At 55.6% G+C, this 15,270-nt stretch carries 18 protein-coding genes; 8 read left to right on the top strand and 10 right to left on the bottom strand.

Annotated elements, in window-relative coordinates; translation table 11 throughout:
- Window positions 1-50: 50 nt before the first annotated feature.
- The 3 genes from ACZ5FM_RS06810 to ACZ5FM_RS06800 all read right to left on the bottom strand — a co-directional run bounded on the left by ACZ5FM_RS06810 (window position 51) and on the right by ACZ5FM_RS06800 (window position 3,164).
- The gene (locus ACZ5FM_RS06810; protein WP_464040102.1) at window positions 51-590 is read right to left on the bottom strand and encodes a hypothetical protein; all 540 of its coding nucleotides are present in this window, start codon (window positions 588-590) and stop codon (window positions 51-53) included.
- Window positions 591-754: 164 nt separating this feature from the next.
- Complete coding sequence (gene nhaA / locus ACZ5FM_RS06805) at window positions 755-1,954, bottom strand: Na+/H+ antiporter NhaA (protein ID WP_464040101.1); 1,200 nt, start codon at window positions 1,952-1,954, stop codon at window positions 755-757.
- 271 nt (window positions 1,955-2,225) lie between these two features.
- Window positions 2,226-3,164: a bile acid:sodium symporter family protein gene (locus ACZ5FM_RS06800; RefSeq protein ID WP_464040100.1), complete on the bottom strand. Its 939-nt coding sequence runs from the start codon at window positions 3,162-3,164 to the stop codon at window positions 2,226-2,228.
- Window positions 3,165-3,366: 202 nt separating this feature from the next.
- Here ACZ5FM_RS06800 and ACZ5FM_RS06795 point away from each other — a divergent pair, with 202 nt between their 5' ends.
- The gene (locus ACZ5FM_RS06795) at window positions 3,367-3,612 is read left to right on the top strand and encodes a DUF982 domain-containing protein (RefSeq protein WP_192491301.1); all 246 of its coding nucleotides are present in this window, start codon (window positions 3,367-3,369) and stop codon (window positions 3,610-3,612) included.
- A gap of 71 nt (window positions 3,613-3,683) precedes the next feature.
- Window positions 3,684-4,370 carry an HD domain-containing protein gene (locus ACZ5FM_RS06790; protein WP_464040099.1) on the top strand — a complete coding sequence of 229 codons (687 nt, stop codon included), beginning with the start codon at window positions 3,684-3,686 and terminating at the stop codon, window positions 4,368-4,370.
- Between the two features lie 59 nt (window positions 4,371-4,429).
- Here ACZ5FM_RS06790 and ACZ5FM_RS06785 read toward each other — a convergent pair whose 3' ends face one another.
- The 4 genes from ACZ5FM_RS06785 to ACZ5FM_RS06770 form a co-directional block, all read right to left on the bottom strand.
- The gene (locus tag ACZ5FM_RS06785; protein ID WP_464040098.1) at window positions 4,430-4,768 is read right to left on the bottom strand and encodes a DUF6616 family protein; all 339 of its coding nucleotides are present in this window, start codon (window positions 4,766-4,768) and stop codon (window positions 4,430-4,432) included.
- Between the two features lie 30 nt (window positions 4,769-4,798).
- Window positions 4,799-5,575 (bottom strand): DNA alkylation repair protein, encoded by a 777-nt coding sequence (locus tag ACZ5FM_RS06780; RefSeq protein ID WP_464040097.1) that lies wholly within the window; start codon window positions 5,573-5,575, stop codon window positions 4,799-4,801.
- The gene (locus tag ACZ5FM_RS06775) at window positions 5,572-6,102 is read right to left on the bottom strand and encodes a MarR family winged helix-turn-helix transcriptional regulator (RefSeq protein ID WP_464040096.1); all 531 of its coding nucleotides are present in this window, start codon (window positions 6,100-6,102) and stop codon (window positions 5,572-5,574) included. The genes ACZ5FM_RS06780 and ACZ5FM_RS06775 overlap by 4 nt, the downstream gene beginning before the upstream one ends.
- 91 nt (window positions 6,103-6,193) lie before the next feature.
- Complete coding sequence (locus ACZ5FM_RS06770) at window positions 6,194-7,099, bottom strand: LysR substrate-binding domain-containing protein (RefSeq protein WP_464040095.1); 906 nt, start codon at window positions 7,097-7,099, stop codon at window positions 6,194-6,196.
- A gap of 119 nt (window positions 7,100-7,218) precedes the next feature.
- On the opposite strand from ACZ5FM_RS06770, the gene ACZ5FM_RS06765 reads away from it, so the two are divergent.
- From ACZ5FM_RS06765 to ACZ5FM_RS06745, 5 genes are all read left to right on the top strand, one after another.
- Window positions 7,219-7,923, top strand: coding sequence for an SDR family oxidoreductase (locus ACZ5FM_RS06765; protein ID WP_464040094.1), 705 nt, complete (start codon window positions 7,219-7,221; stop codon window positions 7,921-7,923).
- Window positions 7,924-8,224: 301 nt separating this feature from the next.
- A complete protein-coding gene (locus ACZ5FM_RS06760) occupies window positions 8,225-10,246 on the top strand; it encodes an autotransporter domain-containing protein (protein ID WP_464040093.1) in 2,022 nt (673 codons plus the stop codon).
- A gap of 180 nt (window positions 10,247-10,426) precedes the next feature.
- The gene (locus tag ACZ5FM_RS06755; protein WP_464040092.1) at window positions 10,427-11,482 is read left to right on the top strand and encodes a hypothetical protein; all 1,056 of its coding nucleotides are present in this window, start codon (window positions 10,427-10,429) and stop codon (window positions 11,480-11,482) included.
- Window positions 11,483-11,577: 95 nt separating this feature from the next.
- Complete coding sequence (locus ACZ5FM_RS06750; RefSeq protein ID WP_464040091.1) at window positions 11,578-12,597, top strand: hypothetical protein; 1,020 nt, start codon at window positions 11,578-11,580, stop codon at window positions 12,595-12,597.
- A gap of 83 nt (window positions 12,598-12,680) precedes the next feature.
- Window positions 12,681-13,100, top strand: coding sequence for a CopD family protein (locus ACZ5FM_RS06745; protein ID WP_464040090.1), 420 nt, complete (start codon window positions 12,681-12,683; stop codon window positions 13,098-13,100).
- A 25-nt stretch (window positions 13,101-13,125) separates the two neighbouring features.
- Here ACZ5FM_RS06745 and ACZ5FM_RS06740 read toward each other — a convergent pair whose 3' ends face one another.
- Window positions 13,126-13,455 (bottom strand): hypothetical protein, encoded by a 330-nt coding sequence (locus ACZ5FM_RS06740; protein WP_464040089.1) that lies wholly within the window; start codon window positions 13,453-13,455, stop codon window positions 13,126-13,128.
- Window positions 13,456-13,605: 150 nt separating this feature from the next.
- On the opposite strand from ACZ5FM_RS06740, the gene ACZ5FM_RS06735 reads away from it, so the two are divergent.
- The gene (locus tag ACZ5FM_RS06735) at window positions 13,606-13,962 is read left to right on the top strand and encodes a hypothetical protein (RefSeq protein WP_250982556.1); all 357 of its coding nucleotides are present in this window, start codon (window positions 13,606-13,608) and stop codon (window positions 13,960-13,962) included.
- A gap of 20 nt (window positions 13,963-13,982) precedes the next feature.
- Here the strand turns inward: ACZ5FM_RS06735 and ACZ5FM_RS06730 are convergent, their stop codons facing one another.
- Both ACZ5FM_RS06730 and ACZ5FM_RS06725 read right to left on the bottom strand, forming a co-directional pair.
- Window positions 13,983-14,387 carry a hypothetical protein gene (locus tag ACZ5FM_RS06730; protein ID WP_464040088.1) on the bottom strand — a complete coding sequence of 135 codons (405 nt, stop codon included), beginning with the start codon at window positions 14,385-14,387 and terminating at the stop codon, window positions 13,983-13,985.
- A gap of 233 nt (window positions 14,388-14,620) precedes the next feature.
- On the bottom strand, window positions 14,621-15,004 hold the full coding sequence (locus ACZ5FM_RS06725; RefSeq protein ID WP_250982557.1) for a hypothetical protein: 384 nt from the start codon (window positions 15,002-15,004) through the stop codon (window positions 14,621-14,623).
- Window positions 15,005-15,270 lie beyond the last annotated feature (266 nt).

Raw genomic sequence — 15,270 nt, 5'->3', positions numbered from 1 at the left:
GGCGGCGAAGCGAATGCGCCGCATATTGAGATGCGCGGTTACACAGACATTTAAACACCGGCCTCTTCATGGCGTTTGTCGCGTTTGGCCTGACTGTCGCGGACAAATTGCGATACACGCCCCAGCTCCATGCGGTTGACCAGATCTTCCGCCCGCTCGTTGGGAATAGCGCGCATACCCTTGTCAGCGCGGCGCGAGGTTGGTCTGTTGATGGGGCTTGCGGCGGCGCGACGCATTTCCAGCGCCTTTTCGGCGTTACGCTTCAACTCACCACGTCCTTCAAAGCGCTGACGACGGGCATGTTCCTGATTGGTGCGCTGCACGGCATTGGCAAGAATAGACAGCCGCTCACGAATGCCGGTATCTGTTTTGGCCGCCTTGCCATCATCGCGCACCGACTTGCCACGCATTTCGCGGCGCGTGCGGTTGGCAATGTCGCGGGCACGATCGCGGCGTTCCCGCAGATTCTTGCGCAGCTGCTGCAGCTCGCTATCAGAAAGTTGGTTTATGGAGGGATGGCGGGAGGCCTCGACAAGCTCTACTTCGGCATTATCAAGCACGCGCAGAGTGGTTCGTCTTGAGTTTGGCATGGGGATCTCCTTTCATTCTATCCAAAAACCCAATGCGCTGTTTCCCTGTTCGTTCCTTACACTGCGGTCACGTCAGCCTGACATTTCTGTGAGGTCGGTGGGTGACGCCAACCGGGTAACGACCGCCGCATGCCGTAGACATGGGCGGTCGACCCATTCGGATTTCAGGCGGCCTTGGCGACGGAGACCTTCCGGCCAGATATGGCCAGCAGCGTGGCGCCCACGGTGCCAGACACCAGCGAGCCCAAGAGAATACCGATCTTCACGTGGTCCTGCAAAGCCGGATCATCAAAGGCCAGGAGGCCGATGAACAACGACATGGTGAAGCCGATACCGCACAGGAAGGCCGTGCCAGTCATTTGGCCCCAGCTTGCATGCGCCGGAAGTTGTGCCCAACGCAGTTTGACCAGAAGTGCGACAACACCGAGAACACCAACCAGTTTGCCGAGAACAAGCCCCACAGCCACGCCCATGGTGACAGGTTCACTGAACACGCCGAGGCTGAGACCAGACAGCGATACACCGGCATTGGCAAAACCGAAGACCGGCACCACGAAAAATGCCACCGGCTTATGCAGCCCATGCTCAAGGCGATGGAGTGGTGATTCCTCCGGCGTTGCCTCTGGTGTACCGGGGGTCAGTTTCAGCGGAATGGTAAGCGCCAGCATGACACCGGCCAACGTCGCGTGAATGCCCGATATAAACATCAGCAACCACAGGACTGCCCCCAAAGCCAGATAGGGCCAGAGTTGCCTGACCTTCATTCTGTTGAACAGGAACAGATTGCCGAGTACGAAAAATGCACCGGCAAGGGCCAGCAGGTTGAGATTTTCAGTGTAAAACAGCGCAATGATGATGACTGCACCGAGGTCATCAATGATGGCCAAGGCTGCAAGAAATATCTTCAGCGAGGCAGGCACACGCGAACCCAACAGCGAGATAACGCCCAGGGCAAAGGCAATGTCGGTTGCGGCCGGAATGGCCCAACCCTGCAATGCAGCCGGATTGTCCTTATTGAACAGCACGTAAAACAATGCTGGAAATGCCATGCCGCCAGCGGCAGCAGCACCCGGCAGCACACGCCGGTGCCAGCTGTTTAGCTGGCCATCCATCATCTCACGTTTGATCTCCAGACCCACCATGAGGAAAAACACCGCCATCAGGGCATCGTTGATCCAGTGCTGGACACTGAGTGGCCCAAGATAGACATGCAGCAGACTGAAATAAGCCTCTGCCAGCGGCGAGTTGGCAATGATGATGGCCAATAAGGCGACCGCCATCAGCACGAGACCGCTGGAGGACCCGCTGTCGAGGAATTTACGAAGGGTAGAGTTGATGCGACCTTGCTTTAATGTCGAAGACACAGGTTCACGCTCCCTTGGTTGGAAGTTGATCTTAGTCTCCGTCGATTTCGGGGAATCCCGCAGCGCACGCAGCACGCACTGTTGGAAAATGTATAGCCAAGCAACTAACCGGTTTCCAGAAAAACCGGCGCAGCCGTGATCACGATCAAATAACAGTCTCGTGATCGGCTGACTGTGCCTGGCGGCAAAGAAAAAGGCGTGCCAAAAGTATCGGCGCGCCTTGTTACATTCCATGCTCTGGCGTGGAGTAGCCTTCTCCACGCAGCAAAGCTTATTTGCTTTCGTTTTCCGTGCGGCCGGAGAACCAGTTCGCCAGAAGCGCGCCAGATATATTGTGCCAGACGCTGAAGATGGCGCTTGGAACGGCAGCAAGCGGCGAGAAATAGGCGGTTGCGAGAGCCGCGCCCAGTCCGGAATTTTGCATTCCAACCTCGATGGCAATGGCCTTGCGCTTTGCCAACGAGAGACCCGTTGCCTTTGCTGCGAAGAAGCCCAGCAAATAACCCAAGCCGTTATGGAGAATGACGACTACGAAGATCAGCAGACCGGACTGGACGATGGAAGCCTTGGAAGCGCCAACCACGGCCGAGACAATGAGCACAATACCAATAACACTGACCAATGGCAGTGCCGGAACCGCCGCCTTCACCACGCCAGGCAGGATTTTTTGCAGGACTGCACCCAGAGCAAGCGGCACCATGACCACCTTGATGATGCTCATGAACATGGCCCAACCATCCACCGGCAGATACTGGCTGGCAAATAGCCAGACCAGGAACGGCGTGACGATGGGCGCGGCAAGCGTGGTGACGGAGGTGCAGGCAACCGACAGCGCCACATCGCCCTTGGACAGATAGGTCATGACGTTGGATGATGTACCGCCCGGGCAGCAGCCAACCAGAATGACGCCCGCAGCAACCTCAGGCGGCATTGGGATGATCATCGTCAACAGCACGGCAAGCAGCGGCATGATCAAAAACTGGCCGAGTACGCCGATTGTCACGTCGAATGGACGTTTGACCACTTCGCGGAAATCATCAAGCGACAGTGTCAAACCCATGCCGAACATGATGATGGACAAAAGGGTGACAATCCATGGTCCAATCTGCTTGAAGGTGTCTGGAAAGAAAAATCCAAGAACCGCAAATAAAACCACCCATGCCGCGAATGTTTTTCCGACAAATGTCGACACCAACGCTAAAGTTTTCACGTTTCTACTCCCGTCATACAATTACCCGTCGTGTAGTCGTGAACCTTCTCCTGTCAAGGTCATATAACCCCGTACATGATCGCTTGCTCACATGATGTCGGCATTTTCCAGTAAAAGAATATAATCCAGTCAAAATGCTGCCCATCGTCACGACTGCCATTCAATGCTATGGGGCATTTCAAATCAGACTGGAGGCCACCCGATGAGCAAAAACTGGAACAAGAGCGTGACTTTGGCACTGGAAGAACCAGGCAAATTCACCACCATCAGCAACCTTCAGGAGGCATCCTGGGCGCTGATTGAAGACTGGCCGCTGGAGGAAGGCGAAGCGCTGGACAAGGCGCTGCTGGTTATTGAAGCAGCGCTGAAAGGCAAAAAGACGGTTGAAGAAGCAAGGCTTGCCTTTATTGCTGCGGCCATTGAAGCAGAGATTGAAATCAAGGAATAGGCTCCAGTTTTTGGTCGCCAAATCTGCCAATGGCCCTGCCCTACTTGCTGCGCAAACATTCAAGGTGATGCATGACTTTCGATCCCAAACTGAAACCGCTGTCGCTTGACGATGCCGACATGGAGGCATTGTTTGGCGATGCCCGGCTGGCCAAGCAGTTGCGCTTCATTCTTGAAGTTGAAAAGCTGAAAACCGTGCTGCGCAGAACGCCGCTGCTGGATATTTCCCGGCGCGAAAACGACGCCGAGCATACCTGGCAGCTGGCGATGATGGCGGTCATTCTTGCCGAATATGCCGATGAGACAATCGGCCTGACGCGCGTGTTGAAAATGATCCTGATCCACGATGTTGTCGAGATCGATGCCGGCGACACGTTTATTTATGACTCTGTGGCGATGCAGGATCAGGAAGAGCGCGAAAAGCTGGCGGCCGACCGGTTGTTTGGCCTGCTGCCGGACGACCAGTGCAAAGAGTTTCGCGCCTATTGGGACGAGTTTGAAGCCCGCACGACGGCGGATGCCCGTTTTGCCCGCGCAATAGACCGCTTGCAGCCGCTGCTGCACAATTTCTTCACCAGCGGCGGCACATGGCATTCGCCCGGCGTACACCGGGATCTGGTGCTGGAGCGCAAGACGCCAATCGGCAAATCATCGAGCCGCCTTTGGGATGCGGCACAGACACTGATCCATGAGGGTGTCAAACGCGAGTTTCTGCCGGAAACGCTGGAGGATAACCCGCTTTCCCCAGCGGTAAAATAAGGCAGCGCTGACAGCCAAGAACAAGAAAAGCAGCCAAAGTGGCTGCTTTTTTTTCAGGCTCACGCTGCGATCAACTGGGCCAGATGGCCCTCAAAATCGCCTTGCGCACTGCTGGCATTGATGGTGTCGAAATAATCGTGCCAGCCGGATGCGGCTATGCCCGAGATCAATGCCTCGATGGCCTGCGCATCAGGCGCGCGCCACACGGCAAGGAATGTGTGGCGGGAGGCATGAAGAGTTGCCGCATCCGTCTGGCCAAGCGTGATGGCCTCAACGCCCAATTCCGACAGTGCCTGCAGACCGGCACCCACGGCCTCAAAGAACTGCAAGCGCGCTGCCTGATCCAGCCCCAGCCATTGCGGTTTTGGCGAATAAAGTTCGGCGAGGTAGTGGGTCATGACCGATATCCTTTGTGTGTGGTCTTGATGTCATGCCTTGCTGGTGATGGATCGCAGAGCACGTTTGCAGATCTTGCTGGTAGCGAGTGACGGTCCCTCTGCCTGCCAGCGGGCGCAGAGTGCCTGCACCCATTCCGGCCGGTCTTTGCTGGCATCGTTCAGCCAGTTGCCGACGGAATCCTGCACATATGGTCCGGGATCAGCGCGCAAGGGTTCGAGGATAGGCACTGCCAATTCCGGTGAGGCCCGCAGCGCGGCTATATGCGCGCACCAGACACCGCGCGGCCGGGTCAATTCGCTGGCAAAGCGCCGCAGACGTTCCGACGGTTCTGCCGTCCAGCCGGTCAACAGCGTGATGGCGTTTTCGAGATCGGCCACGACATGTGGGCGAAGCGCCATCCACGACCATTCACGCACACCGAAATGGGGGTCATCTGCCAGGGGGCGGATCATGTCCAGCCGCTCTGGCAAGCTGTGGCCTTCAACCGCCCCGACCATAAAACAGGCCCAGCCACGCACCGTATCGGATGGGTGATGGGAAAGCTCTTCGGCCTTTTGAGAGCCGTAACGAGCAAGGATCAGGCGCGCGGCAAGCGGCATGCGTTTTGAAATGCCGTCTAAGGCGGCGTGTCGCATCTGGTCAAGCGCGCCCTGCCCGATGTCAGGCAAAGCAGCGAGCATGAGTGCCGCAAAATCAACCGCCAGACATTCAGTCAGTGTTGTTGCTTCCGACATGCCGGAATTCAGCGCAGCAAGCCGCGACGGGTCGATATCGGCGACCCGTTTTGCCGTTTTACCTGATGTCATGGCGTTATACCGGTTTCCTTGACGTCACTATCCGCAGCCGGATTGTCCAGCGTGCGCCAGACCCGTTGCAGCAGACCGCCCAGCAGCGCCCGCTCCTGCGCGTCCAGCGCGGCGAACAGTGAGGCAATCCAGCGGCTGTGCTCATCAAACAGCTGATCGGCCAGTGTCTGGCCTTTGACGCTGAGCCGCACCGAAACCTTGCGGCGGTCCTTGGCATCGTGGTAGCGGGCGAGATATCCATCACGCTCCAGCCCGTCCAAGAGGCCGGTAATGGTGGCGCGGGTGACGCCAGCGCGCTCCGCCAGTTCATGTGGCGCCAACCCTTCTGGCAAATCCCGCAGCAGGAACAGCAAGACGAACTTGCCTTCCGAGAGGTTGTGCTCGGCAAGGCGTACCGCGCAGGAGCGGTCAATGGCCGAAGCCAGCGACAGCACCTCAAAACACAGTCGCATATTGCCAAAGCCTGGTTGGCCACGGCGTTCTGCCTCTTCCAGCAGACTTACGTGTTTTTGTTCAAGCATATCCATATGGCGGCATATAGTATGGCACCTAATCATGAGTCAACACTGGAAAAATACGTTGTTTGTCGAACGGGTAAGTGTTGATTGCTGGAGGTGCTTATTCTGCCAACTGGGCGGCTGAGATCATCCAGTTTTTCACCGCATCCAGCGCGTCCGATTTGCGGTGTCTTGGCCAGACGAGATAAAAATCCGATGGGCCTTGCAGCACCCACTGGCCAATCTGCACCAGACGTTTTTCCACGAGATCGGTTGTGATGAAATTGCGCGTGGCGAGCACAATGCCCTGCCCGGCCACCGCCGCGTCAATGGCATGCGATGTCTGGTTGAAGCTGATGCGGCGGAAGGCCTGCATGTCATGCGGGGCAGCAGCGGCACCAAAATGCTGTTCGATAAATTCCGGCCAGAAATTATGGGCGTCCTGCAACAGCGCAAAAGCGGAGAGTTCAGCGATGGTGGCGGGTGCGACGCGCTCCCGCAGGACCAGCGGGCTACAGGCCGCAATGATTTCCTGGCGGAAGAGCAGTTGAGACGCCAGCCCCGGCCCGAAGGGCGGCACGCCGTGGCGGACGGCCAGATCAACACCATCAATCTGGAAATTCGATATACGGTCCGTCGCGACGATGTGGATATCCAGTTCCGGATGGCGGGCTGTCAGTTCCGGCAGGCGCGGGATAAGCCATTTGGAAGCAAACGTCGGCGTCGTGCTGATGGCCAGCCGCACCGGTTGCGGGCGCAGGTCCGCCGTTGCGCGGGTGATGATTTCAAAGGCCCGCCTGATATCGGCAATGTAGGCGCGCCCTTCCCCCGTCAGCGCCAGCGTGCGCGGCAGGCGCTCGAACAATTGTAGACCAAGCTCGGCCTCCAACCCGCGCACCTGCTGGGCAACCGCGCCCTGCGTCACGCCCAGTTCTTCCGCAGCCAGCCGGAAGTTCAGATGGCGTGCGGCGGCCTCAAAGGCTTTGAGGCCATTCAACGAAGGAAGTTTTCCGGATGGATTGTTCATACGATAGATTTTCTACAGTCAAAATTCAAAAGAACTGATTAGCTCGCCGAAGCTTTGCGATGATAAAACCCATTTCAGCTGATATCAATGAACACGCATGTTCTGGAAGGAAAACGACCATGGCAGTAGAAAAAACAGCAATTATCACCGCTGGTGGCAGTGGCATCGGAGCAGAAGCGGCCCGACGGCTTGCTGCCGATGGCTACAAGGTTGCCATTCTTTCCTCCTCCGGCAAGGGCGAGGCACTGGCCGCCGAACTGGGCGGCATTGGCGTGACCGGTTCCAACCAGTCCAATGACGACCTGAAACGACTGGTTGATGCGACCATGGAAAAATGGGGCCGTGTCGATGCGCTGGTCAACAGTGCCGGCCACGGGCCGCGTGCGGCGATTACCGAAATTACCGATGAACAATGGCACACCGGACTTGATGTGTACCTGATGAATGTGATCCGCCCGGTGCGGCTGGTCACCCCGATCATGCAGGCCCAGAAGTCCGGCGCGATCGTCAATATTTCGACCGCATGGGCGTTTGAACCGGCGGCGATGTTCCCGACCTCTGCGGTGTTCCGTGCCGGTCTTGCCTCCTACACCAAGATCTACGCAGACACTTACGCGGGTGACAACATCCGCATCAACAACGTGCTGCCGGGCTGGATCGACAGCCTGCCTGCCACAGAACAGCGCCGCGATGCCGTGCCTATGAAACGTTACGGCACAAGTGCGGAAATTGCCGCGACGATCTCCTTCCTGGTTTCCGAAGGCGCCGGTTACATTACCGGCCAGAACCTGAAGGTGGATGGCGGTTTGACGCGTTCGGTCTGACGAAATGATGAGGCGGTTGCATGCTCAACCGCCTATTTCGCCTTTCTGGTTCCTGCTTGAGTTGTGCTGACGGCGTGCCGCCAACAGAATTTACAGAAAAACCAAGCAACGCGGACTATAAAGTGGCCGGCGCCAAAGCAGACCGCGGCACAACGCAAATGCTGTAAAATAAATCGCCCACAAGCCTGAGTTAAGCTTCACAACCCAAAGAGTGAAAATTACAATCAAAACGCATGATTCGAGTATGTCCTGCGCGTTAAGATTGTCGTTTATTTCGCAAAATAACTCCTAGGGACATTTCATGAGCCGCACCGCGCCCGCCGCCGCCCGCCATAAACGCCGCCACTCCGCGGCACAGCACAGATTTTTCCTGACTTTGGCCGCCACCACGGCTCTGTCTCTTGGTGCGACCATGGCGCCTGCGTGGGCAGCTGCTCCCGGCACAGTACCAGAGCCAGACGGTTATGAAGAGCTTGGTGCACTTGTTGGGAACCACGCAAGTCCTACTGGCATCAGCGCGGATGGCAAGACTGTCGTCGGCAGCTCGGTAGGTAACGCGTTCCGCTGGACGGCAGCAGATGGAATAACCGGCCTCGCACCCTTAGGCTCCGCAGCTTATGCCGCAAGTGCAGACGGTTCGGTCATTGTCGGGCAGTCTGGCAATATTGCTTTTCGCTGGACGGCAGACGGTGGCATTCAAACTTTGACTGGCATTAACGCACAAACGTCGTTTGCATTTGGTGTCAGCGGTGATGGCTCGGCCGTTGTCGGTTACCAAGACATTGGCGGTTACTCAGGTGCATTTCTCTGGACCACTGATGGTGGTGGCACAGTAACGCCGCTCGGCACACTTAGAACCGACAATTCAGGCAACTCCAAAGCCCTCGGCATCAGCGACAATGGACTTTTCATCGTTGGTGAGGCTGAAAACAATGACAATGTGAACCATGCCTTCCGATGGACAACAGAGGGTGGCATGCAGGATTTGGGCGGTCTGCAAACCGGGTATTCGTCCTCTGCCAAGGCGATCAGTAGCGATGGATCTGTTGTCGTTGGCTTGGCAAATACCAGTGATAATTACCGTGCTTTTCGCTGGACGCAAGGCGGCACAATGGAAAGCCTCGGCACGCTTGAAGGCGGACATTTCTCGAAAGCCAATGCGCTTAGCAAGGATGGCTCCATTATTGTCGGGGAATCCGCCACTGATGATCAGAACAGAGGTTTTGTCTGGACCGAACAAACCCAGATGATTACCGTTGAAGAGTGGTTGCGCGATAGCGGTGTCAGCGTGTCCCACGACTTCACGCAGAATGCGACAGGCATCAGCGCCGATGGCACAGTGATTGTCGGCACGACAGAATATTCGTCGGCGTATATTGCCCGTTCCGGATCCGGCATCATCGATGTCGAGCAGTTTGCACGCAGCCTTTCTGGTTCCCCTTCTGCCCGCACCAGCCTTGACCAGGCGAGCACCGCGCTGAACGGCCTGCATGGTGACCCAATGCGCAACCGTCTGGACGCTGGCAGGCAGTATCTGCAGATCAGCACCGATGGCGGTTATGACAAGAGTGACGTATCCAATGGCGGCCTTGTGATTACCGACCTGACCTATGCCTATGGTTTTGAAGGTGGCATTACCGCGCGCATTGCGGCCGGTGGCCTTTACACCGACCAGAACCTTGAGGCCGGTGGCGACTTCAACCAGAAGGGTCTGTTCATTTCTCCTGAGGTGACATTGCCGGTTACTGGCGCGATTTATGCCACCGTCAGCGGTTACTACGGTTCTTCCAGCCTGCATATCGATCGCGGTTATCTCAATGGCGGCGCGCTGGATTATTCGCAGGGCAAGACCGATGTGGATAGCTGGGCGGCCCGTGTGCGGTTTGACTGGCTGGACGCTTTCAAGCTGCAAGACACCAGCATGACGCCCTATACCAGCCTGACCTATGCCCACAGCCGCATGGATGCCTACACCGAAACCGGTGGTGGCTTCCCTGCCCGTTTCGACGAAAGCACAGACCATGCGACTGTATGGCGTTTGGGTGTCGACGGTGTAACACCGTTGAATGACCAGTTCCGCGTGCTGACACGTGGTGAAGTGGCCTACCGCTTTGAAGACAAGACGGCAGGCACCACAGGCGAAATCATCCGCCTGTCCAGCTTTAGCTTTGATGGGCAGGATACTGACCGGGTTTGGCTGCGCGGTGGCGTTGGTGCGGAATTTGACGTGGCAGGCGGCACAGCCACCTTCATGCTGAATGCCTCCACACAGGGCAACGACCCAAGCCTTTGGGTGAAAACTGCCTGGAAAGTATCGTTCTGAGCCAAGGCCAGAACGACGGCGTGAACCAGACAATGAGGCTCGTAGCAATGCGGGCCTTTTATCATTCTGGCATGGGATTTTGCCAAAGGCATGTGCGAGCTGTGGTGCGTAAACCCTTGCAATGTTTCCGAAGTTGTAAGGAGCAGCCTTCATATTGCCCGAGAGCAGCTTGGGGGCGGAATGTTTAAAGTCGGGAATGTGAGGGTTGGTTATCTCATGACGGCAGCATGGGCTGTCCTGAGTTTGCTTTTGGCTCACCTAATCGCCATCGAAAACTGGGGGCCAGACAGTTCTACTGTGAAGATCTGGATATGGTTGGGCCTAATGTCCGGTCCTTTGATGCCGGTTCTCTGGGTAAGTACCGACCTGAAAAACCCTGCCGGTCGGCAGTTTGTAATGTCGATTGTCGGTTTGGGTGGGCTTGGAGCCATTGTCGCCCTGCGCTACGAATTTATCTACACGGCCATTGGCCTTTTCGGCTGGATGATGATGGCATTCATGTGCGCGCTGCAATGGCCGAAAGGGAATGACTACATAATCCAGTTGGAATTGGAGAAGCTCGTTAAAGCACTGGAAAATACAGAGCATCTCGAGAAAATCGTCACCGAGTACGAAAAATATCTGCATTTGCTCAGTGCTCAGGCAGCTGTCGGTTTCCCAAGTGTCATGCGTTCACGCGCGCATTTTCTGGAGGCATTGCCAGAGGTTATCCCCTCTCTCAAGGACGATGGTGGTCTCAACAGCCCACACCAGACGACGAGAGAGATGGCCCGTATGCGCCAATTCATGCTGGAAAAGCTGACATACCAACTGGCCTATCTCTGCGCCATCTCGTTTTTTGACCGGGTATGCGGCCCTGACTTTCGCGGTAAGAAACAATATCAGGCGCTCGTCAAAATGTTGCTGCAGATCAAAAGCACCGAACAAGAGGTCAAAGGTGTCATCAAACGGCGTGGCCAGAAACTGACCGTGATGACGATTGATGATCTCAGGGAAGTGGAGCATGTGCTGGGACAAGTGCGCAACGACGACGCCAAGGAACATGGAAGACAGGTGCTCGATAGCGACCTGACCGTGACATGGGCTGCACGCACAATACTCGTTCACAGACAATTCCTGCCGGAAAAACTCGACAGTGACACGCAGGCCAAGATGTTCGAGATGATGCGGACCGGTATGCGCGAGGTAGGTCAAACCTTCTTGCGCATGAGTTCGGAATATGCGGTGCGGCGATGAGAGACTTTGGGGGCGGAATGTTTAATGTCGGGAATGTAAACGTTAGTTATCTCATCATGGCAGCATGGGCTGTCCTGAGTTTGCAATTAGCGTACTTGATCGCTGGCGAAATCTGGGGACCAGAGAGCTATTCAGCGCTTCCGCTGGTGTGGCCGTTGTTGAATTCCGGCCCAATCCTGCCGATTTTGTGGGTCAGGAAAAACAAGACCTCTCCAGTCCACCGCAGGTTTGTACTTTGGACTGTGGCTGCGGGAGGGCTTGGAGCCATTGCCGCCTTGCGGTACGAATTCACATACACGTCGCTTGGCCTGTTCTGCTGGATGATGCTGGCATTGACGAACGCACTGCTGCTGCGGGATTCTTACCAGAAATACCTTCCCGAACTTCCAAAGCTTAGTGCCTCGGATCAGGTCAAGCTTGCCGCGTTGGATCAGGTCGAGCCTGGCGCGTCGGATCAGATCGAGCCTGGCGAGACGATTTTCATCGCGCACGAGACGTATTTGCATTTGCTGAATGCGCAGGCGGTTGCCGGTTTTCCAAGTGTCACGCGTTTACGCGCGCATTTTCTGGCGGCATTGCCAGAGGTTATCCCCTCTCTGAAAGACGATGGTGGTCTCGACAGCCAACACCAAACGACGAGAGAGATGGCGCGTATGCGACAGTTCATTCTGGAGAAGCTGACATGCCAACTGGCCTATCTCTGCGCTGTCTCATTTTTTGACCAGGCATGTGGTCCTGACTTTCGTTATACAAAACAATATCAGGCACTCGTCGACATGTTGCTGCAGGTCAAAAGCACCGAACAAAAGGTCAAGGGTTTCATCAAACGGCATGGCCAGAAACTGACCGTGATGACGATCGATGATCTCAGGCAAGTAGAGAATGTGCTGGGACAAGTGCGCAACTACGAAGCCAAGAAACATGGAAGACAGGTTCTTGATAGCGACGTGACCATTACATGGGCTGCACTCACAATACTCATTCACAAAAAATTCCTGCCGGAAAAATCCGACAGTGAAACACAAGTCAAATTTCTTGAGATGATGCACACCGGCGTGCGCGACGTGGCGCAAACTTTCGACCGCATGAGTTCGGAATATGCCACGCGGCGATGAGACACTTTGGCGCCGTTATGAATGAGCGTATGTTAGCGCGCCGACAGGCGATGCTTACAGGTGCGGTTTGAAGGTGGTGGGCAATGGACTATTTGTGGCTGCGGGTTTTGCATATCATTGCCGTCATTCTGTGGACGGGCGGCATGCTGGTGGTTGCGGTAACGCTGCGTTCCGCCGGCACTGACAGTGCGCAACGCAATCCGGCGTTTTTCGCCGCCATTCACCGTTGGGACCGGCGTGTGACCACACCGGCCATGTTTGCCGTTTGGGCACTGGGGCTGACACTGGCATTCATGGGTGGCTGGTATTCCAGCGGCTGGTTCATTGCCAAATTTATCCTGGTGTTTGTGCTGTCAGGAATACACGGCACGCTGTCCGGCAATTTGCGTCGTCTTGTGGCCGACCTTGGGCGCACCCTGCCCGGCACTTTGCGACATGCGGCACCGACCATTGTCCTGCTTGAGGCCGTGATCGTGCTGCTGGTTGGCCTAAAGCCGTTTTAGGCGATCTGCCCGGTAAAGGAGTTGTTTATTCGGGATATGTCCAGAGCTCATCATCGGCTTTGATGGCGACAACGGTTGCTTTTGCTCTGGCGAGACTATCTGGCTGTTCTGTCAGCGCCATATGATCGGTTTCGATCTGCAGCAGGAAGGCTACGACCTCCTGATCTGGCGCGCCACGTCTGAGCATTCCGGCAGCAGCAATCAGATAGCTGTCATATTCATCTGCAAACGGTTTTACATCCTCGTCATTCCAGTGTTTTCCCTCCACCAGCAGGCCGATCGGATCCCAATGGGTCCAGCCAATGTCCCTCAGACGGGACAGTTTGATGCGGGGTTGGATCGAAAGTGGAGGCATTGCATTATCCTGATTGCAGTTGGACTTGTTATCCCGGCCAGAACATGCAAACAACCGGGCATGAGCGTTGGCGGTGTTGAAACCGCAAAGGTTGATCAATTCAAGCAACCATGCAACCCTATATAGCTGCACAGAAAACAGGAATCTGGAATGTCGCGCGAAGGCTGGGTTGATACCGACGATACGGAAGATACGGATGACGACTGGGATCAGGAGTTTGCCGACGAGCTGCTTGGGTCATTGGTTGTTATTGGCATTACCTACCGCGAACCGGACGGCAAAGTGACCAGAGAACAGCAAATTCACGGCTACATTAGAACCGTTGATCGCCACATGGGCATAACACTCAAGCCCGAAAGTGATGACGAAGAGGATGAATTTAACCTGCCGCCGTTGCTTGAAGTTTTTGAAAGAGCAGAACCGGGCATCTATACCGACGATGCCGGAAACAGGGTCAGCGACCCGGACTTTGTCGCCTATTTCAGCGTGACCTCACCCACCAGCTAATACCCAACCAACGCGATGTGTTACGCAAACCAGTGGTCATTTGCAAAAGGTTCGGCCACGATCTGGTGCCTGTCTTCAAACACCACATAACCCGGGCGGCGGGCCTTGAGGACCTCGATTGCGTGGCCGTGTTCATCCAGCAAGGCTTTCAGTTCAAACGCCTTTTTCACATGCAGCTGCGCGCTCGGCTTGAACCAGCTGAGGCCTGGTGTGTCCATGCGGCGGTAATGCCCTTTGGAGGTGGTGCGGCTGAACTTTTTGGGTGCCGCGAGATTTCCGCCAAACCACACGAGAAGTTCGGTGACGTGGTTATATGTGGTTTCATCCAGATTGGTGTTTCTGGACAATTCATAGGCGGCAACAAAAAAGCCTTCACGGCTTCTCGCTCCCGGCATTGATGTCTGGCGCACAAATCTCAAATACACGTAAACAACCTTTTTCGACAATAATAAATCGCCCTTAAGTTGCATACATTAGCTTTTTATCGGGACCTGTAAAGGGGGAGATCACGCGGAATTTTCCTGCTCGGAAACGCGGTGTCGCAGGCATCAAGACTAACGAATATAGGGGAAACCAGCCCAACCGAATGAAACAGCGGGCGGTAAACGGGCATGAATTTGCGTTGCAATCCATCGCCCGTCATTGCCAATGGCAGATCTTAAGTCCTGTGCGTCGCAGGTCTTGTGCCTTTAGACTTCGGCGCAGCAGGTACGTTGCAGCCTTTAGCTTTCATGCTGGATTCAAGCGCATTAACCTTGCCCTTGGCGACAGCAACCTTGCCTTCCTTATCTCCACCGGCCACGCTGGACATTGGAACGCCAATAAGGAACACGCCAAACGCATCACCCGTGGCCGCGTCATTTTGCTGTTTTGATACAGTTGCCAGAACTTCAAGTTCTTGCAGGTATTCGCGCGAAAGTCCCTGACAATCCAGATTGCCATAAGCCGCCATTGGAATGTCCACCGGCACAATGGCATCAGGTCTTTTAGCACAGGAAGAAACGGCCAGCCCGCAAGCCAGCACCATCACAAACTTTTTCATTTAGCCCCCAACTCTCTCAAAACGTGCTGCGTCTGATCATGTCTGCGCAACCCGCCACTTCTCTTTGTTCGCACACTGCCGTAGCCATAAGACCACTCAGCATTTTGCGCGACATGCTTGCCCTATCGCATGTCGTCACATGGCATAACGACCGATCTACACTACAGGATCGCGCGATAGTCAATCTGCATTGCAACCTGAAATATGGCTGACCACGTTGTTATTTCGGCTAACACGGTGCTGCCACACCATTCTGCATTTCCCTG

Source organism: Agrobacterium sp. 5Ca50 (assembly GCF_055381905.1).
This window is presented reverse-complemented; position numbering and strand designations above follow the sequence as displayed.